The sequence below is a fragment of the Fibrobacter sp. UWT2 genome, assembly GCF_900142545.1.
Classification (GTDB): domain Bacteria; phylum Fibrobacterota; class Fibrobacteria; order Fibrobacterales; family Fibrobacteraceae; genus Fibrobacter.
The window spans coordinates 39,182-64,824 of sequence record NZ_FRBF01000002.1 but is presented as its reverse complement, the minus strand read 5'-3'; the positions used below and the strand labels follow the sequence as shown (position 1 = coordinate 64,824).

Annotated in this window: 28 protein-coding genes; 17 read left to right on the top strand and 11 right to left on the bottom strand. The window is 49.9% G+C overall.

The annotated features are described in order from the left end of the window. Window positions 1-49: 49 nt before the first annotated feature. Complete coding sequence (locus tag BUA40_RS01520) at window positions 50-421, top strand: mobile mystery protein B (protein WP_072797549.1); 372 nt, start codon at window positions 50-52, stop codon at window positions 419-421. Window positions 422-574: 153 nt separating this feature from the next. Further along, the gene (locus BUA40_RS01515) at window positions 575-1,015 is read left to right on the top strand and encodes a L,D-transpeptidase family protein (protein WP_083585218.1); all 441 of its coding nucleotides are present in this window, start codon (window positions 575-577) and stop codon (window positions 1,013-1,015) included. Here the strand turns inward: BUA40_RS01515 and BUA40_RS01510 are convergent. Next, window positions 1,012-1,644, bottom strand: a complete 633-nt coding sequence (locus BUA40_RS01510; protein ID WP_072797547.1) for a PH domain-containing protein — start codon at window positions 1,642-1,644, stop codon at window positions 1,012-1,014. The genes BUA40_RS01515 and BUA40_RS01510 overlap by 4 nt on opposite strands. A 127-nt stretch (window positions 1,645-1,771) precedes the next feature. Between BUA40_RS01510 and BUA40_RS01505 the strand changes: the two genes are divergently transcribed. Then, window positions 1,772-2,710, top strand: coding sequence for a fibrobacter succinogenes major paralogous domain-containing protein (locus BUA40_RS01505; RefSeq protein ID WP_072797546.1), 939 nt, complete (start codon window positions 1,772-1,774; stop codon window positions 2,708-2,710). Between the two features lie 7 nt (window positions 2,711-2,717). On the opposite strand, the gene BUA40_RS01500 is transcribed toward BUA40_RS01505, so the two are convergent. Then, window positions 2,718-3,428: an SDR family oxidoreductase gene (locus tag BUA40_RS01500; protein ID WP_072797545.1), complete on the bottom strand. Its 711-nt coding sequence runs from the start codon at window positions 3,426-3,428 to the stop codon at window positions 2,718-2,720. A 69-nt stretch (window positions 3,429-3,497) separates the two neighbouring features. Here BUA40_RS01500 and BUA40_RS01495 point away from each other — a divergent pair, with 69 nt between their 5' ends. The 9 genes from BUA40_RS01495 to BUA40_RS01455 all read left to right on the top strand — a co-directional run bounded on the left by BUA40_RS01495 (window position 3,498) and on the right by BUA40_RS01455 (window position 9,543). Then, on the top strand, window positions 3,498-3,923 hold the full coding sequence (locus tag BUA40_RS01495; protein ID WP_143149652.1) for a hypothetical protein: 426 nt from the start codon (window positions 3,498-3,500) through the stop codon (window positions 3,921-3,923). A gap of 108 nt (window positions 3,924-4,031) precedes the next feature. After that, complete coding sequence (locus BUA40_RS01490) at window positions 4,032-4,430, top strand: hypothetical protein (RefSeq protein WP_072797543.1); 399 nt, start codon at window positions 4,032-4,034, stop codon at window positions 4,428-4,430. Between the two features lie 80 nt (window positions 4,431-4,510). Then, entirely contained in the window at window positions 4,511-5,041 is a 531-nt protein-coding gene (locus BUA40_RS01485; protein WP_072797541.1) for a GNAT family N-acetyltransferase, read from the top strand. Window positions 5,042-5,078: 37 nt separating this feature from the next. Then, complete coding sequence (locus BUA40_RS01480; protein WP_072797539.1) at window positions 5,079-5,525, top strand: GNAT family N-acetyltransferase; 447 nt, start codon at window positions 5,079-5,081, stop codon at window positions 5,523-5,525. 39 nt (window positions 5,526-5,564) lie between these two features. Then, on the top strand, window positions 5,565-6,491 hold the full coding sequence (locus BUA40_RS01475; RefSeq protein WP_072797537.1) for a DUF4421 family protein: 927 nt from the start codon (window positions 5,565-5,567) through the stop codon (window positions 6,489-6,491). Window positions 6,492-6,557: 66 nt separating this feature from the next. Next, window positions 6,558-7,664 (top strand): iron-containing alcohol dehydrogenase family protein, encoded by a 1,107-nt coding sequence (locus BUA40_RS01470; RefSeq protein ID WP_072797535.1) that lies wholly within the window; start codon window positions 6,558-6,560, stop codon window positions 7,662-7,664. Between the two features lie 60 nt (window positions 7,665-7,724). Continuing rightward, on the top strand, window positions 7,725-8,354 hold the full coding sequence (locus BUA40_RS01465; RefSeq protein WP_255369157.1) for a formate/nitrite transporter family protein: 630 nt from the start codon (window positions 7,725-7,727) through the stop codon (window positions 8,352-8,354). A gap of 110 nt (window positions 8,355-8,464) precedes the next feature. Continuing rightward, on the top strand, window positions 8,465-9,025 hold the full coding sequence (locus tag BUA40_RS01460; protein WP_072797533.1) for a hypothetical protein: 561 nt from the start codon (window positions 8,465-8,467) through the stop codon (window positions 9,023-9,025). After that, the gene (locus tag BUA40_RS01455) at window positions 9,025-9,543 is read left to right on the top strand and encodes a hypothetical protein (RefSeq protein WP_072797531.1); all 519 of its coding nucleotides are present in this window, start codon (window positions 9,025-9,027) and stop codon (window positions 9,541-9,543) included. Before BUA40_RS01460 ends, BUA40_RS01455 begins: the two co-directional genes overlap by 1 nt. Before the next feature lie 85 nt (window positions 9,544-9,628). Here BUA40_RS01455 and BUA40_RS01450 read toward each other — a convergent pair whose 3' ends face one another. Continuing rightward, entirely contained in the window at window positions 9,629-10,228 is a 600-nt protein-coding gene (locus BUA40_RS01450) for a superoxide dismutase (protein ID WP_072797529.1), read from the bottom strand. A gap of 21 nt (window positions 10,229-10,249) precedes the next feature. Further along, the gene (locus tag BUA40_RS01445) at window positions 10,250-11,347 is read right to left on the bottom strand and encodes an exo-beta-N-acetylmuramidase NamZ family protein (protein ID WP_072797527.1); all 1,098 of its coding nucleotides are present in this window, start codon (window positions 11,345-11,347) and stop codon (window positions 10,250-10,252) included. Window positions 11,348-11,488: 141 nt separating this feature from the next. Between BUA40_RS01445 and BUA40_RS01440 the strand changes: the two genes are divergently transcribed. The 3 genes from BUA40_RS01440 to BUA40_RS01430 are packed head-to-tail and all read left to right on the top strand — an operon-like array spanning window position 11,489 to window position 13,942. Further along, the gene (locus BUA40_RS01440; protein ID WP_072797524.1) at window positions 11,489-11,950 is read left to right on the top strand and encodes a single-stranded DNA-binding protein; all 462 of its coding nucleotides are present in this window, start codon (window positions 11,489-11,491) and stop codon (window positions 11,948-11,950) included. A gap of 3 nt (window positions 11,951-11,953) precedes the next feature. After that, window positions 11,954-12,910, top strand: coding sequence for a hypothetical protein (locus tag BUA40_RS01435; RefSeq protein WP_072797522.1), 957 nt, complete (start codon window positions 11,954-11,956; stop codon window positions 12,908-12,910). Window positions 12,911-12,919: 9 nt separating this feature from the next. Further along, window positions 12,920-13,942, top strand: coding sequence for an aspartate-semialdehyde dehydrogenase (locus tag BUA40_RS01430; protein ID WP_072797520.1), 1,023 nt, complete (start codon window positions 12,920-12,922; stop codon window positions 13,940-13,942). A gap of 109 nt (window positions 13,943-14,051) precedes the next feature. Here BUA40_RS01430 and BUA40_RS01425 read toward each other — a convergent pair whose 3' ends face one another. The 3 genes from BUA40_RS01425 to BUA40_RS01415 all read right to left on the bottom strand — a co-directional run bounded on the left by BUA40_RS01425 (window position 14,052) and on the right by BUA40_RS01415 (window position 18,564). Then, the gene (locus BUA40_RS01425; protein ID WP_083585217.1) at window positions 14,052-16,379 is read right to left on the bottom strand and encodes a GLUG motif-containing protein; all 2,328 of its coding nucleotides are present in this window, start codon (window positions 16,377-16,379) and stop codon (window positions 14,052-14,054) included. A 22-nt stretch (window positions 16,380-16,401) separates the two neighbouring features. Next, window positions 16,402-17,520 carry an aminopeptidase gene (locus BUA40_RS01420; protein WP_072797518.1) on the bottom strand — a complete coding sequence of 373 codons (1,119 nt, stop codon included), beginning with the start codon at window positions 17,518-17,520 and terminating at the stop codon, window positions 16,402-16,404. Window positions 17,521-17,625: 105 nt separating this feature from the next. Continuing rightward, entirely contained in the window at window positions 17,626-18,564 is a 939-nt protein-coding gene (locus tag BUA40_RS01415) for an AgmX/PglI C-terminal domain-containing protein (RefSeq protein WP_072797517.1), read from the bottom strand. A 521-nt stretch (window positions 18,565-19,085) separates the two neighbouring features. On the opposite strand from BUA40_RS01415, the gene alr reads away from it, so the two are divergent. Next, a complete protein-coding gene (gene alr, locus BUA40_RS01410) occupies window positions 19,086-20,309 on the top strand; it encodes an alanine racemase (protein ID WP_072797516.1) in 1,224 nt (407 codons plus the stop codon). A gap of 68 nt (window positions 20,310-20,377) precedes the next feature. Here alr and BUA40_RS01405 read toward each other — a convergent pair whose 3' ends face one another. The 4 genes from BUA40_RS01405 to BUA40_RS01390 are packed head-to-tail and all read right to left on the bottom strand — an operon-like array spanning window position 20,378 to window position 23,997. Then, window positions 20,378-21,652: an RluA family pseudouridine synthase gene (locus BUA40_RS01405; protein WP_072797515.1), complete on the bottom strand. Its 1,275-nt coding sequence runs from the start codon at window positions 21,650-21,652 to the stop codon at window positions 20,378-20,380. Window positions 21,653-21,700: 48 nt separating this feature from the next. Beyond that, window positions 21,701-22,267 (bottom strand): signal peptidase II, encoded by a 567-nt coding sequence (gene lspA / locus BUA40_RS01400; protein WP_255369156.1) that lies wholly within the window; start codon window positions 22,265-22,267, stop codon window positions 21,701-21,703. After that, window positions 22,267-23,376, bottom strand: coding sequence for a squalene/phytoene synthase family protein (locus tag BUA40_RS01395; protein WP_072797493.1), 1,110 nt, complete (start codon window positions 23,374-23,376; stop codon window positions 22,267-22,269). Before BUA40_RS01395 ends, lspA begins: the two co-directional genes overlap by 1 nt. A 33-nt stretch (window positions 23,377-23,409) precedes the next feature. After that, complete coding sequence (locus BUA40_RS01390; RefSeq protein ID WP_072797492.1) at window positions 23,410-23,997, bottom strand: hypothetical protein; 588 nt, start codon at window positions 23,995-23,997, stop codon at window positions 23,410-23,412. Window positions 23,998-24,286: 289 nt separating this feature from the next. Between BUA40_RS01390 and dnaA the strand changes: the two genes are divergently transcribed. Next, the gene (gene dnaA, locus BUA40_RS01385; RefSeq protein ID WP_072797491.1) at window positions 24,287-25,612 is read left to right on the top strand and encodes a chromosomal replication initiator protein DnaA; all 1,326 of its coding nucleotides are present in this window, start codon (window positions 24,287-24,289) and stop codon (window positions 25,610-25,612) included. The last annotated feature ends 31 nt before the right edge of the window (window positions 25,613-25,643 follow it).

The following is a 25,643-nucleotide window of genomic DNA, read 5'->3' as shown; positions in this document are numbered from 1 at the left end:
GACATGCCCATAATTTATATTTTGGGTATGGCCGATATAGTTCGGTCAAGTGTGGAAATGGGCCGGTGAATACCGAACGACGGAAAGAAACATTGGGGTCGCGCCATACCAAATTCCCGTCAAATTGAAGACGTTGTTCGATGATGTGAAATTCTGGATGGAGAACCATACATTCCCCAACTTGGAAATAGCCGTCCGGCTTCACCACAGGCTTGTTTTAATCCACCCGTTCCCTAACGGCAATGGTAGAATTTCGCGACTGATGGCGGACCTGCTTATGCAGCAACTTGGCGAACCGCGGCTCTATTGGGGAGATGCCAGCTTGACCGACATTACGGATTTACGAAAGAAGTATATTGATGCACTTCATGCCGCAGATTCGGGGAATTATACGGAATTGATTAAGTTCGTGACAACATAAAAGCTGCTTGCGAGCCCGCATAACTAAAGAAATATTCAAAAGTAGGTCTTATAGTCGCTCTTTACGAGCAATGAACTTTAGCACGCAACCCCACCCTACACCAACTCGGCCTTGAGTTTTGCGGCGAATTCTAAAAAAACTACATTTCAACCCATGCTCTCCTCACCCATCGACAACATCCTCGTAGAAAAGGCGAAGCGCCAAATGCACTTGCGCAACGGCGATAGCGTTGTCAAGACGTACAGGATTTCGCTTGGCAAGAATCCCGTGGGAGCGAAGGTCAAGTCAGGTGACAACAAGACGCCCGAAGGCGACTACACCATCGTGCTTCACAACCCCAAAAGCAAGTTTCATTTATCGCTGAAGATTTCGTACCCGAACGCGGAGCAAATCAAGGCCGCGAAAGAAGGCTATTACGAGCCTGGGGGCGACATCATGATTCACGGCTACCCGAACAAAGTTCCGGCATTCCTCTTTAAATTCTGGCACCGGTGGAAAGACTGGACCGCCGGCTGTATCGCCGTCACGAACGACGAAATCGAAGAAATCTACGACGCCGTCAAAGACGGAACACCGATAACCATCAAGCCCTAGCCTTTATACTTCGACTTATACCCGTGATTTTCGGAGGGACGAAGGTCATTGGGGTACATCACGTCGGTGTAGATGTCCTCTTGCAGTTGCTTCACAAGCTTGTACACTTCTGCGTAATTGGCAATGCTGTCAATGGAAATGCCCGCGTTGGTAGAAGTCCTGCGGCCGTTCATTGTAGCGGGATTAGCCTGAGCAGAGGTCGTAATGATGTCGCCCACGCCAAACCACTGATCGAAAATGCCGCGATGCAGGTCCACATGGGAAAGTTCCGCGAACGGCTTTGACTTGTAAGTTCTCCCAAAGATACCGCCAGAGGCGTAGATTCCCTTGTCGGTGACGATGTAGGCCGTGTTGCGGTACCGCCTGAACGAAAGGAGCGCCCCGCCCAGGTAAAGCCAAACCGGCATCATGTGCAGCGCCATGAACGGGATGATAAAGAAGGCCGCCTCGTCCGCCTTGTCCGAAGAGAAAGCCGCCCCGATAAAGAACATGTCAAAAAGTCCCCAGACGAGAGCAAACGCGAGCAGCGGATTGAAAATGCATTCGAAAATGAAACACCTTTTGTCCGGCTTTCCGGCATAAAGGATCTTTTCCCCCTTCCCTATCAAAAGCGTCAATTCGTTGTCCATAGCCACATCTCAAAACGCGTAAACATTCCCCTTTTAATATAACCAAATAAAAGCACTTTTCTCAATTTTTTTACGTAATCTATGCGTTTTGGCACATTTTTAGTTATTTTCTATAAGGAGGTGTCATATGATGTACAAAAAACTTTTAGTCTGTTTTTCCCTTATTCTTTGCTGGGCTTGTTCGCAGGAAGCGTCAGGGCCAGCTGTTGAAGAATATAGCGACGAAGACAATTCGTCCCACAAATCCGGCAACTTAACATCTAGCGATAGCAAATCCACCGTTTCTAGTTGCAGCGAAGCCAAAAGTTCAAGTAGCAGCGAAACAGAAAATTCAAGCAGCAGTCAAGCGAAAAGTTCCAGCAGTAACAATGAATTTGACTGGAGCCTCCCTAAGACGGCTTACCTTAATCCAGATATTGAATATGGAGAAATAACGGATGAACGCGACGGAAAAAAATACAAGACGGTAAAAATCGGGGATCAAACTTGGATGGCGGAAAACCTGAATTACGCCGACACCAATTTAACGCCAAGTATTAAAGGAAATAACTGGTGCATCGATAATGACGAAGCAAAATGCGATATCGTCGGACGCTTTTACACTTGGGCGGCGGCAATAGATTCCGTTGCTTTGGCCAATGACGAAGAAAATCCACGAACTTGCGGGTACGGGGCATCGTGCATTCTATCTGATGACACGATACGAGGCATTTGCCCTGAAGGCTGGCATTTGCCATCCTTTGACGAATGGTGGGATCTGCATGACGCTGTTGGAGAAGATGTTGCCGGCAAAGTATTAAAGTCAAGCAAGGGGTGGCTTGGTATTCACACAGGCACAGATGATTACGGATTTTCTGTTATTCCCGCAGGATTCCCTTTACTTGACGAAAATGCTAAAGGCAAGGGCCAGGGCGAGAGGGCATTCTTTATATGCACCGACGAATGGGACGAGGGAAGCACAGAAACGGTCTTTGATGCAGCTTATGTAATGGAAAATGATGCTGGACATTTGGGAGCAAATTCCAAAAAAGGATCTTTCTCTATCCGCTGTATAAAGGACATGTAACCTTTATTTACCCTTCCAATTTCCAGCCGCAATCGTTGTGGTAAATCATCTGGCGGGTCATGCCGCCATCAATGCAAATGTTTTCGCCGGTGATAAAGCCGGCTTTTTCGCTCGCGAGGAAAAGTACCATATTCGCGATGTCAAGCGGATTGCCGACGCGACCTGCGGGCTGTTGCGTGGCATCGGGGCCTTCATAGACCTTGAAATCCGTATCAATCCAACCCGGAGAAATTGAATTCACACGCACGCGGCTTGCAAAACTCACGGCTAGCGCATGCGTGAGGGCTGCGATCCCTCCCTTCGCCGCCGTATAGCTTTCCGTTTGCGGTTGGCTCATGCGGTCGCGACTCGAAGAAATGTTTATAATGCTTGCGCCCTTCGCAAAATGGGCCGCAAAAAGTTTTGCGAGGTAGAACGGGGCAGTCACGCCGACAGCGAGCGCATAGCTGAATTCTTCGTAGCTACATTCGTCAATGCCCTTCATCAGCGGGAGTGCATTATTGACCAGCACATCCACGTGCCCGTATTTTTCGATGACGAACTGCGCAAATTTTTCGAGGACTTCCTTCTTGGAGAGGTCCCCCACAAAGCAGGGATTCTCGCGAATGTCGATGTACGCAACCTTCGCGCCCTCTTTCTCGAATTCACTCACAACAGTTGCACCAATCCCGTGCGCCCCGCCCGTCACTACGACCACTTTGTTTTCAAACGATTTCATAGAAATAAATATACACTAAAATGTTCCAAAAGTTGTCGTCATAGGTCAAACTTGCTATTTTATAGCTCAATGAAACGCCTTAAGCAAAATGTTCTTTCGATGATTGCGGTCGCGGTGTTTGCGATATTCGCCGCCGTTATCGAGGGGTCTTTTGTTTACGATTACGACGTTGAGTTGAGAACTGCGGGCGAACTTAGCGACGCTACTTTTGACCAAAGCTCTACAAGCGAACCGCTTTTCTTTTCACGTGAGAACACCTCAGAAGCGGTCCTGCTGACACGTCGCGCGGGGCAACAAGCTCTTTCGCGCACTTTGCGAAGCGGAAATTTTCAAGGATTCTGCGGACGTGACGCCGGCGCATTCAAGCGAATCTCCACGCACATTCAACAAAGAATCTCGGCACAAGGTCTCGTATACAGCGCATACCCTACCCCACTCGCCTACCAAGCGTCAAAAGATTATTACGTATTTACGCTGAAACGAATTCTCTGTTAATCGATTCTTTCTCTGCATGCACAAGACATCGGCCCCCTGACAAGCACTTCGACAGGCTCAGTGTACCACTCAGGGACCATTTCACTCATTGAACAAAAGAGAAAGATTATGAATATCGCAAAAATGGAGATGGCAAGCGCCCTCTTCAATCAAATCTACATCAAGACCGAAAAAAGCTTTTTCGGACTCAAGACAAAAATAACGTACGCACCGACCAAATCGAATGTCGTGGGCATCACCTTAGACTACAACCCCACCGAAGGTCAAAAAGTCAAAGCGATTCTCGAAGCGGACCAGAGCGAACTCATCGCAATCCTCAAAAAGGAAGGACGCCCGGCCACTAGCGACAACGGGAATTTGCGTTTGAACCTTTGCTATTCGCAGGACCACGAATTTGCCGCATTACATTTGCAGCAGTTCCAGGGATTCGAATACCACACCGTAGGCAAGATACGTTTTGCCACCGGTGACGAGGCAAAGAAACTGCTTACCGCATTTATCAAGTAAAACAGTCTCTTTCAGGTACAAGAGCCCAAGCAACACAACCGTTGCCTGGGCTTTTTTATTATTCTTTATAAATAATTCTTATGCTCCATTTTTTCGATGTCACAAGAGATGTCCCCTGGTTTCCACAGGTCAAGGCTCTGTACGAGTCGGCGTTTCCGGCCAACGAGCGGATTCCAATAAAGCATTTGCTTGACGATAAAATCAAGCGGGAATTCTGGGCGTTTTTTGATAGAGATACTTTCTGCGGATTTTCAAATTCCATTTCGCACGGCGACATCACGAACATCGTCTACTTTGCAGTTGAGCCTGAGTTACACTCTCGCGGGTATGGTTCGCAAATTTTGCAGGCCATCCGCGAAAAACATCCCGACTCCCGCATTGTCGTCGATATCGAAGTCGAAGAAGATTCCAAGGACGCCGAAGAACTCGAACGCAGGAACCGACGCCGCGAATTTTACACCCGCAACGGATTTGACTCCTCCCCCGTCGATTACATCTGGCAAGGCGAGCACTACCGCCTACTCAGCGCAGGCGGCACCGTCACCGAAAAGGAATTCCGCGATTTCTGGAAAGAAATTTTGAAGGATATTCCCGGAGGGAAGTACCCGTAAAATCTTATAAGGGCTTTTTATAAGCTGAGGTAAAGCAATGATAATCGCGATCAACAAAGATGAACCATGGTGGGAAAAGACGCACGCTTTCGCGAAAGATTGCCCATGGCTGCCGGGGCGTCGTTTAGCCGATCGAATGTCAAAGAACGATTTCCTAGACTGGGAAAAAGTTTTCGTTGCTGTACACGGTGAAGATGTTGTCGGCTTTTGCGTTCTCGAGGAGAACGGAAACATTCCTGCAAAATTCAGTTGCAGCCCTTTTATAAATCTCGTTTACGTTAGCGAAAAATTCCGGGGAGAGCGGCTATCCAAAAGCTTAATTGACGCGGCGCTTGATTACGCCCAAAGGCTCGGCTACAAAAAAATTTATCTCAAAAGCGAGCACCACGGCCTATACGAAAAATACGGGTTCAAGAAGATTGCCGATTTCGAACCAACGGTCGGGCTTGCGAACCAACTATTTGAAATCAAAATTTCAATTTAACATTAGCTTTTAAGCATTATTATCTTTTCAAAACCCCTGATGAAGTGCGTACTGAAAATATTCCTGTTTGCCCTGGTGTTCGCGGGGGTTGCCTTTGCCGAAGCGCAAGACAGCGACGAGCCTTCGGTTTCCAAGTTCCGCGAACGGTTCTCGTTGCGTTTCTTGTGCGATTACAATTTCGTGGCTATCTGGAATTCCGCCTACAACAACTCGATGCTCAATTCAAACCGCCCGGTCGATGTGGGCATCGGCGTCGGTTACGACAGTCTGTTTACCACATTCGGAATTTCGTGGGACGTGTCCGCCGATTTCAAATACAGTCTTCCTTTTACCACTTCAAAAGAAAAATCGGACACCCAGGCTTTCGAGACGGGACTTGACTTTTTCCCGGGAAACTGGTGGCTTGCGGCAAAGCTCCGCTTTTACAGCGGCTTTACCACGGAAGTCGAACGCGACGGCAAAAAGGAGCAAGAATTCATTGATCTCTGGTTTGCGGACATGTATTTTTCGATGCTCTGGATGGCGACCGCGAAAGGAAATTTCGCACCCAGGAGCGCCTACTTTTTGGATCGCCGTCAAAAGAAATCTGCCGGGAGTTTGATTATCGGCGGGCGCCTGCAGCGAAACATTGCCGAAGACAACGACGGGGTTCTCGGCTACGAAAACGACAAGCGCGACATCACCTCCATCTGGGGTGACGTCGGGTACACCTACACCTTTGTTTTCAGCAACGGGTATTTCTGGAATCTCTGGGGCGTTGTAGGCATCGCGTACGGCCGCGAACGCATTGATGACGGCAACCTGCTATTGCCCGAATCGGACATAAAAACCGCATTTGGCTACATCGGGGAAAAATGGGCCTGGAACATCGTTCTTAAAAGCGGATATTCTGCCATCGCGTTTGGCGAGCACCTGGAACAAAAATACGTAGCGGCCTTCGAAATCCTTGTGGTGCGCAGATTCTAGCTGGCAAAATTTTCCAACCTCGATTTACTATTTTTTTGCATACTCTCATAACTTCAGGACCATTCTATGCGTTTTTATGTACCCACGGATATCTATGTCGAAAAAGACTGCGTGAAGAACCACGCGCAAAACTTGCTTGCGGTTGGAAAGCGCGCATTCATCATGACGGGCAGAACTTCAGCCAAGAAGAACGGTTCCTTGGACGATGTTACCGCAGTTCTGGATGCGGGGCACGTGCCGTACCAGGTTTTTGATCAAGTCGAAGAAAACCCGTCAACCGATACCGTGGGAAACGCAGCCAAACAAGCTCGCGATTTTGGTGCCGATTACATCATCGGAATCGGGGGTGGTTCCGCCATCGACGCAGCAAAAGCAGTCGCCTTGCTCCTTGCGAACCCGAATCTCATCGCGGACAACTTGCACAAGGCTCCTGAAAAACCATTCGGCCATGTGCCTGTCGTCGCCGTACCGACTACCTGCGGAACAGGCTCCGAGGCAACACCGGTTTCCATCATCACGAACCACAAGATTCACCTGAAAAAGAGCATTCCGCACCGCATTTTCCCGGCGCTCGCGCTTGTCGATGGCAAGTACCTCGCTTCAGCCAAGAAAACGCTGATTATCAATACCGCGGTCGATGCGCTCGCCCACATGGTCGAAAGCATCCTGAATGTCTATTCCAACACATTCAATCGAATGTGCCCGGAATACGGCCTCAAGCTCTGGGGAGAATTCAAGGACACGCTTCTTTCCGACGCGCCCGTAAGCGAAAGCCTTTACGAAAAACTCATGCTCACCTCAACTATCGCGGGCATGTCCATTGCGCACACAAGCACCTCCGTACCGCACGGGATGAGCTATGACCTCACGCTGCATCAGGGCGTGCCGCACGGCCCCGCCGTCGGCTACTTCCTGGGCGGCTACGTAGATGTCTGCGAAAAGAAGGTTCCCGAAGATGCCAAGCGCATTTTGGCTCTTTTAGGCCTCAAAAGCACCGCCGATTTCACTGCAATGCTTGACAAGCTCATCGGAAAATGCAAGGTTTCTCGCGAAATGCGCGACCAATTCGCTGCCGCCATGAAGGTGAACCGATCCAAGCTCGACCTCGTCCCCGGTGGAATCACACCCGAAGAAGTCGATTTCATTTACGATAAATCCCTGGTCGTGGAATAAGAAAAAATTATTTCTTTTAAAAGTTAGACGCGGGTATAAATTTTTCTAAATTTGCCGCCCGTGATTAAAAATCTTATTCTATCGATTTACTCTGGCCTATGCATCGGCCTTGGCGGCACCGCCTACCTTTCTTGCGACAACAAGGTTCTAGGATCGTTCCTTTTCGGACTCGGGCTGTTTACCATCTTGAATTTCGGCTTCAACCTTTTCACGGGCAAAGTCGGCTATTTCGTCAACAACAAGCCTAGCTACTGGGAATTCCTCGGAATCGTATGGCTCGGCAACTTTATCGGGACATTCCTTTTTGCAAGAATGATCGCGCTCACGCGCTACGGAGCACCCCTGCAAGCTAAAGCAAGCGCCCTCTGCCTCGTCAAAGACGGCGACAGCATCGTTAGCCTTCTCATACTGGGCATTTTCTGCGGTATGCTCATGTTCATTGCCGCCGACGGTTACAAGAGCATCGAGAACCAGGTCGGAAAAGTCGTCGTCGTTTTTCTCCCGGTTATGGTCTTTATCTTGAGCGGATTCGAGCACTGTATTGCAGACATGTTCTACTTTTCGCTCGCCGGAGATTTTTCCGCACTGATGTTTAAGTCCCTCGTGGTCATTACCATCGGGAACTCTATCGGCGGCGGACTTATTCCGCTGGCGAGACGTCAAACAGACAGACGCACCCCGTCTGTTTGACATTTTATCCAAATTTTCTCCTACAAAAGATAGACAACGTACATTTCAGAATATATATTATAAGCGAGTGTTATACTGGCTCGCTTTGAGCTATAAATAAGGAGAACAACATGTCTATCAATAGACACAAGAAAAAAGTATTGACCGCAGCTACCCTTTTGACTTTTGGCTGCGCAGCGATTCTCACCGCCTGTGCAGGAACAAAAATCGAACGCAACTCCATCCCCGGCCTCGACATCAACGGCAAGAAACTCTGGGTTCTCGTTGAAGAGCAAAAAGCCTACACCGGTTACACCAACAAGCTCGATTCCCTTTGGAAAACCTACGGCGAAAAGAACAAGCTTGAAATTGAATACCGCAAGAACGACGCCCTGGCCCTGGAACCCGTAAGCCCCAAGGCTCTCATGGAAGAATGCCGCGGTTCTTACCTCATGCAAACGGCAGTTTCCGGCAAATCCGAAACTACCCAATACGATGCGGCCACCGGTATGGTCGTCGGCGGTTCGAGTGAAGTCGAATATACCTCTGTCATGTATGACTGCAACGACGGAAAGGTCGTCTGGAAAGCCGTTTTAAAAACCACCGGTATGGAACTTTGGGCTCAGAGCGAACTCGTCAAAGGAATCATCAAAGATTTCCATGAAAATTCAATCTTAAAAGAGGAGAAATAATGAAAAAGTTAATCACGCTTCTGTTTGCAGCGCTCCTGCTCTGCTCTTGCGCACCTGCAATTCAAAAGATGTCTAATTTTGACAAGGCGTACCCCCTGAAGGGCAAGACTGTCGTCGTGGTTTCTGAATCGCACAAGGAAGTTACCGATTTTGCAAACTCGGTAACCACCTCCATGGCAGACACCCTCAATACCCACGGTGTTGTAGCCAAGGCTTTTGTCCAGGAAAAGAGTTCGCTTTCGTTGAGCGAAAGCCCTGTGGCTGATTTCGCCAAGGAACAGCACGCTGAATTCCTCCTTGTCCAGAATTTCACTAAGGTGAACATTTACAACGCCGCCCTTTCCAGCTTCGAAGAAGAACTGGTACTCTTCTCTGTCGAAGAAAAGAAGCCCGTCTGGAAAGCCTCTGTTACTTGGGAAAACCCCATGCCCATCGGTAACGGTCCCGGCGTGACGGCCGCTCGCCAGAGCGCCATGGAAATGCTGGTTGCCGACGGATTTGTCGAAGCAAACAAGTAATCCATTCAGCCTTAAAATTTAAGACGCCCGGCATTGCCGAGCGTCTTTTTCATTTAAATCTATCGCCGAAATGGGACAATAGGCACTATCCCAAGCGGTTATTGATGACGTTCCAGTCCACAATCTGCCAGAGTCCCTTGAGGTAGTCCGGACGGCGGTTGCGGTAGTCGATGTAGTAGGCATGTTCCCACACATCAAACGTGAGGAGCGGCTTGAGACCCTTGGTAAGCGGGTTCTGGGCGTTGCCTTCCTGCGTAATCACGAGCTTGCCCGAAGCATCGACAGAGAGCCACACCCAGCCGGAACCGAAGAGGCCCGCGCCCTTCGCCTGGAATTCTTCCTGGAACTTTTCGAAGGAGCCAAAGTCGCGAGCGATGGCGTCTGCAATTTTGCCCGTCGGAATGTTGCCTGCAGAAGGAGCCTTGAACTGCATGAAATACATGTAGTGATTCAGGAACTGGCCTGCATTATTGAACACGCCACCTTCGGCCTTGGTAACGATTTCGGCAATGGACTTGCCTTCGAATGCGCTACCCGGAAGGGCTGCGTTCAGGTTGTTGAGATATGTCTGCAGATGCTTGCCATAATGGAACTCGATGGTTTCCTGGCTGAGAACCGGAGCAAGATCCCCCGCTGCATACGGGAGTGCCGGCATTTCAAATTTTCCGTTAGCTTGTTGAATCATTATGAGTCTCCTTCTTGTGGGTTAAATGCTACTTTCGATAAATTCCTTACGGAACGTGCCATTACCGAGAAGAATGTCGATAGGCAACTTCTTGAATTCGTATTCGTAAGGCGGCTGTTTCCAGGCGAAATCCTTCGGATATTCGTTGAAAATGTACTGCAACAGCTTTACCGCCATATCAAAACTGCGGAACTTGTCGCGGTCGAGCACATGAATCTGCGCACCGCCACAGATTTGGCCAGCACCCTTGTGGAAAGTGGGCTGGAAGTAGTTTTCGCGGAAATACACGCCCGGAAGCTTAAGGCCATTCATGTACTTGCAAAGCTTGACGGCATCGATAAACGGAGCGCCGAAAATTTCGAACGGACGCGTGGTACCGCGGCCTTCGCTCACGTTGGTGGCCTCGAACAGGCACATTCCCGGATAAACGATAGCGGTATCGAGAGTCGGCATGTTCGGGCTCGGCAAAATCCACGGGAGACCCGTCTGGTCGTACCACATTTTTTTGTCGTAGCCTTCCATACCGAGCACGTAGAGTTCGCACTTGGGGAAACGTTCTTCCTTGAACTGTACCGCCAATTCGCCGATAGTCTTTGCATGGCGTGTACGGATGCTATGAAGTCCCACGAAGCTCGTGTAATTCAGGTCAAGAACCGGGCCTTCTTCGTCGATACAGTTGATGGGGTTCGGACGATCCACGACAACCACCGGGATGCCGGCCTTTTCACAGGCTTTCATACAAAGGAACAGTGTCCAAATAAAGGTATAGTAGCGAGCGCCCACGTCTTGCAAGTCAACGAGCATTACATCTACATGACTGAGCATTTCGGCAGTGGGTTCGCGGTGTTCGCCGTAAAGGCTATAGACGGGAATGCCCAGTTCGGGGTCGGTATAACCTTCCCATTCAATCATGTTGTCTTGGGTATGTCCCTTGATACCATGCTGGGGGCCAAAAAGAGCCGAAAGCTTGAACAATTTGCCATCGAATTCTTTCAAAAGATCGAGGGTATAATGCAAATCCGGGAGAACCGATGCAGGGTGCAAAACCGCGCCAAGGCGCTTACCTTTGAGATTTGCAGGAAAAACTTTTTCAAAACGTGAAAGTGCGAGTGATACCATGACACAAAATATAAATGAAATTTCAGGGGAAAACATGAAAATCTTTTCAAATGGTCAAAATTTTCACAAATTGGCACAAAATGACAGAAGGAATTTTTTATTTTTAGCCCAGAACAAAAAAAAGATAAAATAGGACGAAATATGGCTTATCTCAATAAAGTGATGCTTATCGGCAATATCGGCAAGGACCCCGTCATTAGTGCAAGCGCAGCAGGTCGCAAGCGCGTATCGTTCTCCTTGGCCACTAGCCGTCGCTACCGTGACAATAATGGTGAACAGAAGGAACAGACCGACTGGCACAACATCGTAGGTTGGGGCAAAATTGCCGACACCATGGAAACCCTCGGCGTTCACAAGGGCATGACCCTTTATGTGGAAGGCTCCCTCACCAACCGCAGCTGGACCGACCAGACGACCGGTCAGAAGCGTTACAGCACCGAAGTCAACCTGGACACCTTCCAGCTTTTGACTCCGCGCGGACAGAACGGTGGCAATTTCCAGAGTGGCAACACCTACAACCAGTCCAACAACTATAGCCAGGCAAGCGCACCCGCTTACGATGCTCCGGCACCGGAAGGCGGAGACGACGACCTGCCCTTCTAAAAAATGAACCAGCAAATTGCAGATATCGCACTGATGATGGTGCTCCCCTTGGGCATCACCTTTACGGCAATACTCATGTCCGCATCTGCGGACACCCGCACCCAGAAGATGATGGGTGCGTTTTTGTCGTTCCTGATTGTGGCTATGGACTGCGTATTCTTCTTCGCGAAGAATTCCTTCATTGCCTACAACTGCGACGGCGGATTGTTGCTTTCGTTCGCGAGCCTGTTCTTCTTTGCCATCATTAGCTTTATCCGTTTCGATGACCGTGCAGCCAAGGCCGGAAACATTTTCCTCGCCTTCTTTATGCTGTCGGCCTTCATGGGAATCGCCTACTGGGACCGCCCGACGTTCATTCCGACTTCGGACTATACCGCCGAAGAAATCGCTGCGATGAACACCAAGTACCAGGACTATATCGCTTCCTTCCAGAACGGTGAAAGCGGCCAGATGATGCCCAGCTCCAGCCAGATTGTCCGTCACAAGGCACAGGCTGGCGGCCAGGCAAGCAAGTCCAGCAACGACGACAAGGACCTGAGCAGACTCGGCAGCTACTTGATTGACGCCGAAACCGTCATCAAGCGCATGTACGACATCACGAACGCGATTGACGCATTTGGCACTTTACCATCTAACATTTCGGAATCAGAACGCGAAACCCGCAGCAGCCAGGCACTGGCCATCAACAACAATGCAGTCGCTTTGAACAAGAAGGTTCTTGGGCTTTTCCACCCGCATGAATCCAGCGACGCGCACAAGGAACTGATTCAGGCCAGCGAATGCGTGCGTCTTGCCGCATACGCGCTCTACAGCTACACGCTCCAGGAAAACCCGGAGCAACAGCTGATCCAGTATAAGCAGTCCAGAGACCAAATCGGCCAGATGAAAATCTACCTGAAGCGTTTCTGGAACGCCACCGAAGCTTTACAATCAAACAATCAACAACCAACCGAACAATAAAGGTTAATTATGATTCGCAACGTAGCCATTATGGGCGCAACCGGCGCCGTAGGCCAAGAAATCCTCTCCATCCTCGAAGAACGCAACTTCCCGCTGCAGAGCCTGAAGCTCCTCGCTTCTGAACGCAGTGCCGGTAAGGAATTCAAGTTCAAGGGCGAAACCCTCAAGTGCGAAGTTCTGAACAAGGATTCTTTCAAGGGCGTTGACCTGGTGCTCAGCTCCGCTGGCGCAGCTATTTCTCAGGAATTTGCCCCGATCGCCGTCGAAAACGGCGCCGTGGTTGTCGACAACACGAGCTTCTTCCGCATGGACCCGAAGGTCCCGCTGGTCGTGCCTGAAGTGAACCCCGAAGACATCAAGCTCTACAAGGCTGAAAACGGCGGTAAGGGCATCATCGCCAACCCGAACTGCACGACCATCATGATGGTTGTGGTGCTGAACCCGATCGAAAAGATTTCCCACATCAAGAAGATCCACATTTCTTCTTACCAGAGTGCAAGTGGCGCAGGTGCCATTGCTATGGAAGAACTCAAGCAACAGTACAAGGACATCCTCGAAACCGGTACGACGACGCACATCAGCAAGTTCCCCTTCCAGCTCGCCTACAACGTGATTCCGCAGATCGACAAGATGACGGAAAACGACTACACGAAGGAAGAAATGAAGATGTTCAACGAAACTCGCAAGATTATGCATTCTGACGTTCGTACGAGCGCCACCTGCGTGCGCGTGAGCTCTCTCCGTTCTCACTCCGAATCCGTGTGGTTCGAAACCGAACGTCCGGTTTCTGTCGAAGAAATCCGCAACGCTCTCAAGAACGCTCCGGGCGTGACCCTCAAGGACGATCCGCAGAACTATGTGTACCCGATGCCGCTCGAAAGCGCCGGCAAGGACAACGTGTTCGTAGGCCGTATCCGCAAGGACCTCGCCGATGAAAACAGCAACACGCTGTGGCTCACCGGTGACCAGATCCGCAAGGGCGCTGCTCTCAACGCCGTGCAGATCGGTGAGATTCTCGCTAAGGGTGTGTAATTCGAAAGATTGCGCGACTGCGCAACTTTCGCTTTAGCGAAAAACATTTAAAAAGCCGTCCCGAAAAGGACGGCTTTTTGATATTCAGCAGATTTTCGACTAGCCGGAACTAGCGAAGCAGGGACCTCGACAAAGCCTTGCCATTCTGTTCTAGAACGATCAGCGCCACGCCACGAGCATCAACAGCACCACTCAAATTCACTTGATGCACGCCTTCGTGAAGATTGCCCAAAGACACCGTTTTCTGCAGCACACCCTTCAGGTTGTAGACCTTGACGCTTGTCAATCCCGAACGGGAAAGTGTTACCGTCGCCTGCAGATTCTGGCGGTTTCCATACAGCTTCAGGCCATTGGCAACCTTCGCGATAGCCATATTTGGCTTTGCAATTTCGATAGGAGGACCGTCTTCAATGATTTCAGGAAGCACGCCTGTCGTAAACACCAGATGCGGGAAGGAGAGCGTATCGCCCACAAGCCAGTAGCGATCGAAATCGTTCCAGGACTTGTAAAGGGCCGGAGACTTCATATCAGCAAAGGCAGCTTCCTTCGCCACAGAGTCCGCTTCGAATTCGCAGCCATCCTTATTATAGAGAGCCTCTTTTATAGTACCCGCATTATTCACCACAAAGCAACCAGAGCCATGATAATCAGAAGCCGATGCAGTCAGTTTCCCTGTAAAGAAGACGTTTTCGAGATACTTCCTGTTTGCAGAAGCAAAACCGCCAAATTCAACTTTTCCGGAAACGTCACCCGAAGCATAGGCGTTCTTGATCGTTCCAGAATTGCTCGAAACAAATCCGCCCGGCGTATATTCGCTATTGACATTTCCGGTGGTATAGGCGTTGTTGATATAGCCATTATTGACGCCGACAAAGCCGCCTGCATTATACGAAGTCGTATAGCCCTTAATGCTTCCAAGATTTCCCGTGGAATAGGCATAGAGGATTTCACCAAAGTTCTCGGCAACGAAGCCGCCGAACTTGGAATAGGAGCGCACATCGCCTGTAGCGTAGCAATTGTGGATTTTTCCACTATTGACTCCTACAAAGCCTCCGGCCTCCGTTCCGCCAACCACCTCGCCGGTGGCATAGCTATTCGTGATGATTCCGGTGCTATCGTTTTGGCCAACAAAGCCACCATAGGTATCGCCAGAAGCACGTTCCCCGTTAAGCACATGGCCCGTTGCATAGCTGCTATCAATTTTACCGCCATTGCGGACAACAAAACCAGCCAACCTGAAGAAGGCATCGACATCAGCCGTCGTGTAGGAATTTGAGATTGTACCAACGTTATACACGATAAAGCCAGCAACATATCTCCCAGGAGCCGAATCCCCGACAACGGTACCTTCCGCATGGGAATTCCTGATGATTCCAGCATTATACAAGGCGAAACCGGCACTACTATCGGATTGTACATTCGTTTTAGAGACACAGTTTTCTACGATACCCGTCGTATCATTTGTACCGACAAAGCCGGCAGCACCTCGATACTCACAAACAACAGAATCAGCCTCGACAATAGAATTCTTAACCGTTCCGCTGTTGTATCCGACCAAGCCTGCCGTATTTTCATGCATCGAGTAAATCGAACCGCGAGAAACGCATGAATCGATGGTACCCGAATTTTTTCCGGTCACGCCGCCAAGGAAGCGGTTTCCATGTTCGAGAATACCGTCAATTTCTGCAGAAACAATCAAGCCTTCATTGACTCCGGCAACGAGTCCGAGGTTGTTTCCGTAGAAACTAGAACGCATATCGGCATTCACCTTCACATTGCGAATCACCGATTTGGCACCGGAATTGGCACCCACGATACCGCCAATAAAATCGCGGTCGTTAATGCCGAGAACGACGCCTTCGAAACTCACATCCCGAATGATTCCGTTTTCATTGATGCCAACGATTCCACCCGTATTGCTCGGAGCACTGACCGTATCGCGCTTATTCTCGATATTTTCTATCAGGCCAAAATTCATCACGGCAACGGAACCTGCCGCCCAGACATATTTAACCTGAATCAGGCAATCCGTCATTTTAAGGTTCTTGACGACCCCATTAGGGCCTACAGCCATGAACATAGCGGTCGAGCGTTCTTTATTCGACATCGAATAAAGATTCGATATCGTATGGTCCGCGCCGTCAAATACGCCGTCAAAATAAGACTGTTCTGTTCCGTAGTACGCCACACCTATCGGCTGGAAACCGGCCGTAGAATCCGTCGAGCTCGTTTCATTCCGCGAAGCAGACGCATCAATATCAGCCGTCAGCACATAGTGACCGCTCATGCTGTAGTTACCATTACCAACGGCCTTAAGGTCTTCGTAATCGGCAACCTGCCATGGACTTTCAGCGGTTCCCGCACCAGCCATATTGCCATTCACAGCAAGACATGGTATCGAGAGTAACGCACCAATCAACAATGATTTTCGAATCATTAGTTCTCCTCCTTATGAGTTTTTATTTTCCCAACTGGTCCGGGTTCAGGCACTTAAGTTCGTCAACAACGAAGATGCCGTCTTTGCGGATGAGCTTGTCGTCGAACCAGATTTCACCGCCACCGTATTCCGGACGCATGATCAGCACCAGATCCCAGTGGATGGCGCTGATGTTGCCGTTCGGGGCTTCTTCGTAGCAACGACCCGGCGTAAAGTGGATAGAGCCCGCAATTTTTTCGTCGAACAGAATGTCGCACATGGGAGCATTCACGAACGGATTGAAACCGATGGCGAACTCGCCCACATAACGGCCACCTTCGTCAGTATCGAAGAGGGCGTTGAGGGCCACGTTGTCGCCGGATTCGCAAATGGCGTTCACAATCTTGCCGTCCTTGAATTCCAAGCGGATATTGCTGAAGTACTTGCCATCGTAAAGGGTCGGCGTATTGTAGTGAATCACGCCGTTCACGCTATTACGCACCGGTGCAGTATAAACTTCGCCGTCGGGGATGTTCATGTTGCCGCAGCACGGAATCGCCGGAATATCCTTGATGCTGAAGGTCAAATCGGTTCCGTTTGCCACAAGGCGCACCTTGTCGGTGCGGTTCATGAGGTCCACGAGGTTCTGCGCGGCCTTGGCCATTTTCGGATAATCGGCAAGGCAAGCTTCGAAGTAGAAGTCTTCGAAAGCCTCGGAACTCATCTTGGCACCCTGCGCCATAGAGGGGTTCGGCCAGCGAAGCACGCACCAACGGGTCTTATCGACACGGTAATTCAGCACGGGTTCCGTAATCTTGCGGTAATTCATCATCTGGCGGCCGTCGATATCGCAGTTTTCGAGAGCGTTCTCGGCGCCGCGAATGGCGATGTAGGCCTGCATTTTTTGCATTTCGGCCATCGCAAGGTCGGCCTGCAACTGCATCTGTTCGATGGATGCCGACTTGATCATTTCACGACGGACACGGCCGCGGTAGTTATGCACGAAAGCGTTACCGCCCACCTTGGCGACAGCCTTCACGAGTTCAGTCGTGACTTCGTCGGGAGTGTCGGTCGTTTCGATAAGGATATTTTCGCCAGCCTTAAGGGCAATGGCATTATTAATCAAATTTTCAGCAAGTTTTGTAATGCGAGGATCAGTCATTTTTATTCTCCTATTTACATGTAAAATATAGTAAACTCCATTTCCGCTAGAAAAAAAAGAATCCCCGCCCCTTTACGGAGCGAGGATAATTAAAAGGACCTGAAATTATTCTGTAAATGTGAACGGGATGGTCACGGTAGTATTGCCCGATTTCACCTTGCTGAATGTCCAGCGACCGACCGATTTCTTGATTTCATTGTCGAATTCGCTGTAATCTGTCGTGGACGACACCAGCGAAATGCTGATGATTTCGCCACCCGGCGCAATCGTGAACTTGAGCGTTACCTTTCCCTGGAACCCCGGCTTCTTTTTGAGGTGTTTATTGTAGATGTGCCGAAGTCCCGGAGTACGCTGACGAACGACCTTCATGATATCTGCAGCGGAACGGGATGAGGGACCAGATCCCCACTCGATATCGGTGTCCTTGGGAGCCTTTATATTTCCCATCGCCTTGGTCGAAATAGCTCCAGCGGAGCCACTGACCAGGTTCGAGATATCATCGCCGATACCGCCGCTGCCTCCGGCAAACATGCCTTGGTTGAATCCATCATGAATCTTATCGCGGACTTCACCAATTTTTGTTTTACCAGTGACCTGCAGACCATTCGTATTCTTGAGGACCTTGTCGATATCCTTGGCAAAGCTTTGCTTGATCAAGTCGTAAGCGGCGGCCGAAGCATTTGCAGTTTGTGCTTCTAGCGCATGGATAACGCCACGATTGAGAGGGGCTCGAGGATTACCTTGCCCTACGGGTTTCCCGCCAGTGCCAGGCCTTTTGCTTTGGATATTTTGAGGTTTATGTTCTGGTTTCTTGTCGGGCTTTTTTTCCTCCTTTTTGTCGATGATGTTCATGGTTGCTGTTATTTCGGTGGTTGGCGTATCCACAAAAATGGAATCGTTAATAACCACCTCGTACGCCGCCGCCCAGAAGCACAAGAGAATCGCAACCAAAAGCGATACGCCTGCAATGCGCACCATCTTTTTGTCGGAATCCGGCAACAAGGAAGCGATGAACGATTCCGGTGTTTGGATTACTGCTGTCATGATTTTATCCTCCCTTTAACAGGGTTTAGATGGATGTTGTTTTAGGGTATAGGCAGGGACACACCCCTTTTGACAGGGGCCTTGTACTTGCCTTGGGATAGACTTCGGAACGGGACTTTAAAAGCAAGCCCATTACACAAAGCCTTATATGTCAGGGAATCAAAACGACAGAATAAAGGAATTAATTTATCTGTATTTTATTCTATATCCGTTCCTTTACTCGGAATTAGAACAAGATATTTTCTTTCTTCACTAGAAAACTACAAACAAAAAAACAAAAAGGTTTCACCCCAATCGGTAAACAAATTTTCATCGTCAGAATTGTAAATTCATACAAAATAACAAACCCCACGCCGTTACTAGGATTGCAGGCAAATTCCGATTTCGCCCGCGACCCGCGGATTTACAAAAAACATTTCAATTTGATTTATTCCACGTTGGAATAAGAACGCCAAAAAAATGGACATTTTTCTTACAAACATATAACCAAATCAAAAGGACTTACCTATATTTCCCGTATCATGAAACTTTTAGCGACTCCTCCCGATTTAAATAAGATAGCGCGCCCGAACTGGATTGAAATCAACTTAGACGCACTCTGCAACAATATTCAATTTATCAGAAGCCAGATTCCGGCCAATACGAAGATTCTTTTGCCCGTCAAGGCGGACTCTTACGGTCACGGAAGCCTCGCCTGCTCTTTTGCCGCCAAATTCGGCGGTGCCGACTACCTGGGCGTAGCCCACATTAGCGAAGGCATGTTGCTTCGTCAGTACGGCATGGACTTGCCGATTCTGGTGCTTGGCCCCTGCACTCCGGCTGATTTCGCCTACTTCGTAGAATTCCAGCTGACCGCGGCCATTACAGACATTCGTACCGCCATGGCATTCGACCAGTACTTGCGTGATACAGGAACCACCTGCAAGGCTCACTTGGCCATCGATACCGGCATGAACCGCTACGGGTTCGATGCCGAAGACTTCAACAATATCCGTGCGGCTTTAAGCCTCAAGAACCTGCACTTCGAAGGCATGTTCACCCACTTGGCCACCGCCGATATGCCGGGGAACCCGAAGACCGAAATCCAGATCCAGCGCTTTACGCGCCTGGTCGACGTGCTTGAAGCCGAAGGACTTCGCCCCGAGATTTGCCACTGCTCTAGCTCGGCAGGCACCCTCACCCACCCTGAAAGCCACTTTGACATGGTGCGCCCGGGACTTGCCCTTTACGGCTACAACTGCATGGGTGCAGCACCTTCCCCTTGGCCGATCAAGCCGGTGATGCGAATCAAGTCTACCATTCGTCACATCCACGATGTAAAGCCCGGCGAAACCGTGAGCTACGGCGGTTACTGGATGGCCCAGCAGCCAACCCGCATCGCAACGATCGCCATCGGTTACGGCGACGGTTACCTGCGTGGCGAATATAACAAGGGATTCGTATTCATCCGCGGACAGCTCTGCCCGATTCTTGGCCGCGTATGTATGGACGCCACCATGGTCGACGTGAGCCACATTCCTGATGTGCAAGTCGGCGAAACGGTCGACGTCGTGAACGGCGAACTGGACTTCCGCATTTCGATGGAGAGCGTCGCCGACGACCACCATACGATTCCGTACGAATTAACAAGCCGCGTCGCACGCCGCCTGTATCGTAAGTATTACTGGAAGAATCGCCTGGTACGTTGGGATTACCTGCGCAAGGAATTCGGCGTCAAGGACTTCAAGGAATACCCGCTGCGATAGCTAAAATCTATATAAACTAAAAAAGGCTCCCTAAAGGGAGCCTTTTCTAATCTTTGGTTGCATTTATATTAGAGCAAATCAGGGTCAATCGTCGGTTCGTAACCGGGCTGAACGAAATCTTCAGGGGCAATGCCACGCTTGCGGGCAGCCTTTTCCTGCTTGATTCGCTTGCGTTCTGCAGCCTTGGCCTTACGGTTAGCGGCATTGGCAGCACGTTCGGCAAAGCGCTGGGCACGCGTTTTACGTTCCTTGTAAGGCGCCACCTCTTCAGGGAAGAGAGCCAGCGGTTCTTCGTCGATGAATTCTTCCTCTTCTTCGGTATAGCGCATTTCAGGATCGAAGTCGCGGAAACCGTCATCTTCATCGAATACAGGAGCATCTGCCGGACATTCCTTTTTGAGAAGTTTAAGAACCTGATCAAAAGGCTTTTCAAGCGGGACCTTGAACTTCATCTTCTTGCCCGTCGTCGGGTGAATCAGTTCAATTTTTACGGCCTGCAAGAGCTGCGCCGGAGCAATTTCCAGCACCTTGGCCGCGATATCCTTCATCAAAGGAGAAACGCGGTTCAAGCATCCGTCGCGGCCATCGTACAGCGGGTCACCGACAACCGGGTGTCCCATATAGCGGCTATGCACGCGAATCTGGTGCGTACGACCCGATTCCAACTGCAATTCCAAAAGCGTTGCGAATGCGAAAAATTTCTTCGCCACAAAATGCGTGCGGCTCGGCTTGCCGTCCTTGACGACAGCCATCTTCAAACGATTCTTGGGGTTACGCCCGATGGGGGCATCAATAGTACCTTCCAAGTCGCGGGGATGCCCCCACACCAGGGCATTATAGGTGCGGTGCAGCGTACGGGTTTCCAGCTGGTGTGCCAAATGCCTATGGGCAGCGTCATTCTTCGCCACCACCATAAGCCCTGGTGTATCCTTGTCCAGACGATGGACAATGCCCGGGCGTAACGGGCCGTTCACTGCAGACAAATTTTCTTTAAAGTGATACAGAAGGCCTGCGGCAAGCGTGCCGTTCTGCACGCCATTACCCGGGTGCACCACCAAGTTGCGCGGCTTGTTCAATACCACGATATCGTCGTCTTCGTAAACGATGTCGAGCGGGATATTTTCGGGTTCCAAGGTGCTTGCTTCTTTTTCGGGGACCTTGTCCACCACCACGACCATGCCCGTTTCGACACGGAAATTCTTGGGCGTGACTACCCCGCCGACCTTGACTTCGCCAGCAGCAATCAACTTCTGGACGTCCGTGCGGGACACGTTATCCATGACACCCACAAGGAACTTGTCGATGCGTTCACCCGAATGTTTTTCTTCAACGATATAGTTCATAAGCAGTTGGAAGTAGGAAGTTGGAAGTAGGAAGTTACTGTTTACTTCCTACGGACTAACGTCCACTTGTTTATTTTTTTCGTTCTTAATTTCTTGATGGATTTTCTTCAGGATTATCGGCGAAAGAATCACAATCGCAACACCCACGGTTACAAAGGAGTCCGCGACATTGAATGTCGGGAAACGGGTCATGATAAAGTCCGGGAGATCGCAATCGATAAAATCCACCACCATCTGCAAGCGCATACGGTCAATAAAGTTGCCCACGGCACCGCCGAGAATCATCACCACGCCAAGGCGGCTCATCCAATCGCGCTTGTCGATGGACTTGTAGAACCACAAAAGCACAATGGTCGCCACAATCGAAATCAGCAAAAAGAACAGCCAAGGCGGCAAGAACGGCATCAAGTCTTGCGGACGGCTACTGAAAGCAGCACCCTTATTGAATACCAACTGAAAACGAACCAATTCACCAATGACATTGATTATATCGTGGTTCGGCGCACCCGTTTCGTTCGTAAAACGAACAAGCGCCCACAGCTTTGTCAGCTGGTCAGCCACAATACTAAAAAGAATCAAGCCCAAATGAAACGGCCATTTATTATAAAACTTCATTATCTTTCCTGTTTCAACTTATTGTAAGAATTCTCGATCCAAGAATCCGAATAGAAATGCAACATCGTCTGCTTAACGATTCGCTTGACGGTGTCGCGAGTAATCTTCACCTTCTTTTCGGAGGCAAATAGGCTTGCACCATCGCCAATCAGCTTCATGTTCTCGGCGGCCATAAAGAGCGGCCACAAGCAGAACAACCTGGTACGCATCTTGACATTCGGAATGAGCTTGGTGTAAGCAATGGCATCATCCAGGTGGCCCCAAGCCTTATTCACGAGTTCGCCCATCACGGCGGCACGGCGCTTGTCAAAGTCTGCACGGGTGTTCGCGTCCTCCGGGACATCGAACATTTCGTAGGAATGCGCAAACCCATGCTTGCGGCAAATTTCTTCGGGAACAAAACAGACCCTGCGGCCGGAATCTTCGACACAGTCCTTCACGATGTTTGCCACCTGAAGTGCAAGCCCAAAGCTCACATCCAGCTTTTGCATTTCGGCCTTGCGAGCATCACTAATGAGGCAGGTATCAGCCGCGAAGAGGTTCGTCAAGAGTTTACCGACAATGCCTGCCACATAGTAGCAGTATTCATCGAGGTCGGCCACGCTTTCAAGCGTAAACCAACCGGAACTGAGGGCAGCCTCTTGCCTAAGCGCAAACTTCGCCATTCCATGGCACATCTCGATGGTCACCGCACGCACCGGCGCCGCATAAGTTTCGGGCATTTCGCGTAACAGCGGAACGACCACATGAGTATGCAAGCAAAGGTTCATGTACGGGTGTTCAGACTTATGCCAGCTTTCCGGGAGAGACTGTTCAAAAGCAGCAATCAGTTCGTCAGAAAGTTCAGCAGTCTTGAAGATATCGGCAAACTTACCCAGAACCACTTCTTTTTCAGAAGCCTTCATGTCGGGGTCGTCTTCGACCGTATCGGCAATGCGCAGGTAAAGGTATGCTAGTAGAATGCTCTTGTGGAGCTTGCCCTTGAGCACGTTGATATTGAGCGCAAAAGTCCTTGAAACCTGCAAAAGGATTTCTTCTGCATACTTCCATGCGGCGCGACCGTCCAAGACGTTTTCACCGACTCCGATTGAATCAAGAATATTCGACATTCAAAACCCTCAACACATCCTTTTGCCGAAAAACTAGTTGATCTCCGCGTAAATGTCGCGGGGAATCTTCTTGCTCTTTGCCATAGCGTTCACGTACTTCCACAAACGTCCATGAGCTTCGGCATTCTTAAGCTTCTTGGTAAAGCTCCAGAAAGTGCGATTCTGAATATCGGACTCATTCCTGAGAGCTCCCTTGACATCGCACTCGTAGCAAGCCTTGCGGTATTCCAAGAAATAGGCAGCCTGGTAAAGCTTAGCGGTCTTGCCGCGTGCAATACGGCGAAGCAGCAGGCCAAACAGAATAAACAAAGGCGAAACGGCAAAACCGTAGAACCAGGGGTAAATGCTGAGCCATTTCATCACGGCCCAGATTGCCGGCAAGGCAGACGCAATCGAAAGAATTAGCGTAAAGAGGGTGTCCAAAGGCTTCCAATAGAACTTCCACTTAGGAACGAAAGCCCACTTTACCCTTTTATTCGCCAATTTTTTGAAGTAAATGGGGTACGATACACGAAAAAACCATCTGTACAACCAGAACCAGAATACAAGAGGGACCCAAAACCAGTAATCCAACGTATTGAGCAACAGCGGCATCAAGGTATCAATATCAAACATCTGCATAACGGGCCTAAATGTAGAAAAATAAGGGCTCTTTCAGGATTTTAAAGCAAAAAGAGCATTCCGAAAGAAGAAATCCCCCATTTTAAATTAATTTGTATGCAAGGCAATCCTATGTAAAAATATCACGCTATCTTGTTTACAATCAATGACTTAGGGTGGTAGTCCTATCTCGTAAAGCATTTTTTTCGGATTTCATGGAGCCAAACTTATCAACACCCCAGCGTATTTTTCTAGATTATATGGCCTACCTGTTGATAGATTTTGTACGCCCTTAGTGGAAGAGGAAGAAATGCAAGCCGAATGGGAAAGATGTTTGAACTACCTCCGTGGGATGCTTTCGGACACGGTTTATAAGACTTATTTTGCGCAGACCAAGCTTACTAGCCTTACCACCGGTCACGCAGTCGTCACCGTTCCGCCCGGACTGGATACCGCCGTCTATTCTGCTTACAAAGAACTCATCCGTCTCGCCTGGCGTGAAGTCACTCACGACGAATCTGCTATTGAATTTGAATTCCAGCAGCAGGAAACTGTTGCACAGGCTGCCCCTTCTAGCAACAACAGCTTCCGCGATTTCTTGAAGCCGAGCATTCCGCTTTCGGGTTCTTTCCGCTTTGAAAACTTTGTGCCTGGCGACAAGGCTCAGCTTGCATTCAACGCAGCCCTTGCAGTCGCCCGCAACCCCGACGGTACGCAGTACAACCCGCTCTTTATTTACGGTTCTTCGGGCCTTGGCAAGACTCACCTTTTGCAGGCTATCGGCAACTACATTCTCGAAGAAGATCCGACCAAGCGCGTGTGCTACCTGACCTCCGAAGATTTTTCGCAGCAGTACATGAAGTGCCTGCGCGAACAGCGCATCACCGAAATGTCCGACTTCTACAGAAACGAAGTCGATATCTTGCTGATTGACGACATCCAGAACTGGACCGGCAAGTACGAAACCCAGAACGAATTCTTCTTGATCTTTAACGCCCTGCACCAGGCCGGCAAGCAGATTGTGCTGACCTCTGATGCTCCTGCAGCCGAAGTCAAGAACCTGTCTGACCGCTTGGTCAGCCGCTTTGCCTGGGGCCTCACGGTCGATATCCAGCCGCCCGATGTAGAAACCCGCGAAGCCATTTTGCACAAGAAGGCCGAAGAACGCCACCTGGAAATCAGCGACGACGTTCTGCACTACCTGGCCGAAAACATCGCAAGCAACGTGCGCAGCCTCGAAAGCGCTATCATCAAGCTCACCTTGCAGTCGAGCCTGATGCACCACGACATCGACATGAGCATCGCTCAGAAAGTCGTGGCCGAAATCGCTCCGACACTCCGCCGCCGCGTAAGCCTCGACGCCGTGCTCCACACTGTTTCGAAGCACTACGAAGTGCCCGAAGCCAAGCTCACTGAATTGGGCCGAGGCACCAAGGAAATTTCCAAGGCACGTCAGGTCGCTATGTACCTGATGCGCGAATGCTCGCCCATTAGCTTGCAGAGCATCGGTTCACGCTTTGGCGGCAAGGACCACTCCACCGTGGTTCACGCCATCAAGAGCATCAAGAAAGAAATGGAAACCGATCCGAGCTTCGCACGACTCATCGAAAGCCTCAAGAACTCGATTCACGACTAATATCCAGGCCCGACAGAGTCTGGCATAAAAA

Coding starts and splice junctions, on each gene's coding strand:
- BUA40_RS01395 (WP_072797493.1), bottom strand. CDS start 23,376: ATGTCGAATATTCTTGATTCAATCGGAGTCGGTGAAAACGTCTTGGAC.
- BUA40_RS01405 (WP_072797515.1), bottom strand. CDS start 21,652: ATGAACTATATCGTTGAAGAAAAACATTCGGGTGAACGCATCGACAAG.
- BUA40_RS01450 (WP_072797529.1), bottom strand. CDS start 10,228: ATGATTCAACAAGCTAACGGAAAATTTGAAATGCCGGCACTCCCGTAT.
- BUA40_RS01425 (WP_083585217.1), bottom strand. CDS start 16,379: ATGATTCGAAAATCATTGTTGATTGGTGCGTTACTCTCGATACCATGT.
- BUA40_RS01435 (WP_072797522.1), top strand. CDS start 11,954: ATGAACCAGCAAATTGCAGATATCGCACTGATGATGGTGCTCCCCTTG.
- BUA40_RS01475 (WP_072797537.1), top strand. CDS start 5,565: ATGAAGTGCGTACTGAAAATATTCCTGTTTGCCCTGGTGTTCGCGGGG.
- BUA40_RS01490 (WP_072797543.1), top strand. CDS start 4,032: ATGAATATCGCAAAAATGGAGATGGCAAGCGCCCTCTTCAATCAAATC.
- BUA40_RS01515 (WP_083585218.1), top strand. CDS start 575: ATGCTCTCCTCACCCATCGACAACATCCTCGTAGAAAAGGCGAAGCGC.
- dnaA (WP_072797491.1), top strand. CDS start 24,287: ATGCAAGCCGAATGGGAAAGATGTTTGAACTACCTCCGTGGGATGCTT.
- BUA40_RS01485 (WP_072797541.1), top strand. CDS start 4,511: ATGCTCCATTTTTTCGATGTCACAAGAGATGTCCCCTGGTTTCCACAG.
- BUA40_RS01470 (WP_072797535.1), top strand. CDS start 6,558: ATGCGTTTTTATGTACCCACGGATATCTATGTCGAAAAAGACTGCGTG.
- BUA40_RS01390 (WP_072797492.1), bottom strand. CDS start 23,997: ATGCAGATGTTTGATATTGATACCTTGATGCCGCTGTTGCTCAATACG.
- alr (WP_072797516.1), top strand. CDS start 19,086: ATGAAACTTTTAGCGACTCCTCCCGATTTAAATAAGATAGCGCGCCCG.
- BUA40_RS01440 (WP_072797524.1), top strand. CDS start 11,489: ATGGCTTATCTCAATAAAGTGATGCTTATCGGCAATATCGGCAAGGAC.
- BUA40_RS01480 (WP_072797539.1), top strand. CDS start 5,079: ATGATAATCGCGATCAACAAAGATGAACCATGGTGGGAAAAGACGCAC.
- BUA40_RS01415 (WP_072797517.1), bottom strand. CDS start 18,564: ATGACAGCAGTAATCCAAACACCGGAATCGTTCATCGCTTCCTTGTTG.
- BUA40_RS01510 (WP_072797547.1), bottom strand. CDS start 1,644: ATGGACAACGAATTGACGCTTTTGATAGGGAAGGGGGAAAAGATCCTT.
- BUA40_RS01505 (WP_072797546.1), top strand. CDS start 1,772: ATGATGTACAAAAAACTTTTAGTCTGTTTTTCCCTTATTCTTTGCTGG.
- BUA40_RS01445 (WP_072797527.1), bottom strand. CDS start 11,347: ATGGTATCACTCGCACTTTCACGTTTTGAAAAAGTTTTTCCTGCAAAT.
- BUA40_RS01495 (WP_143149652.1), top strand. CDS start 3,498: ATGAAACGCCTTAAGCAAAATGTTCTTTCGATGATTGCGGTCGCGGTG.
- BUA40_RS01455 (WP_072797531.1), top strand. CDS start 9,025: ATGAAAAAGTTAATCACGCTTCTGTTTGCAGCGCTCCTGCTCTGCTCT.
- BUA40_RS01460 (WP_072797533.1), top strand. CDS start 8,465: ATGTCTATCAATAGACACAAGAAAAAAGTATTGACCGCAGCTACCCTT.
- BUA40_RS01430 (WP_072797520.1), top strand. CDS start 12,920: ATGATTCGCAACGTAGCCATTATGGGCGCAACCGGCGCCGTAGGCCAA.
- BUA40_RS01500 (WP_072797545.1), bottom strand. CDS start 3,428: ATGAAATCGTTTGAAAACAAAGTGGTCGTAGTGACGGGCGGGGCGCAC.
- lspA (WP_255369156.1), bottom strand. CDS start 22,267: ATGAAGTTTTATAATAAATGGCCGTTTCATTTGGGCTTGATTCTTTTT.
- BUA40_RS01420 (WP_072797518.1), bottom strand. CDS start 17,520: ATGACTGATCCTCGCATTACAAAACTTGCTGAAAATTTGATTAATAAT.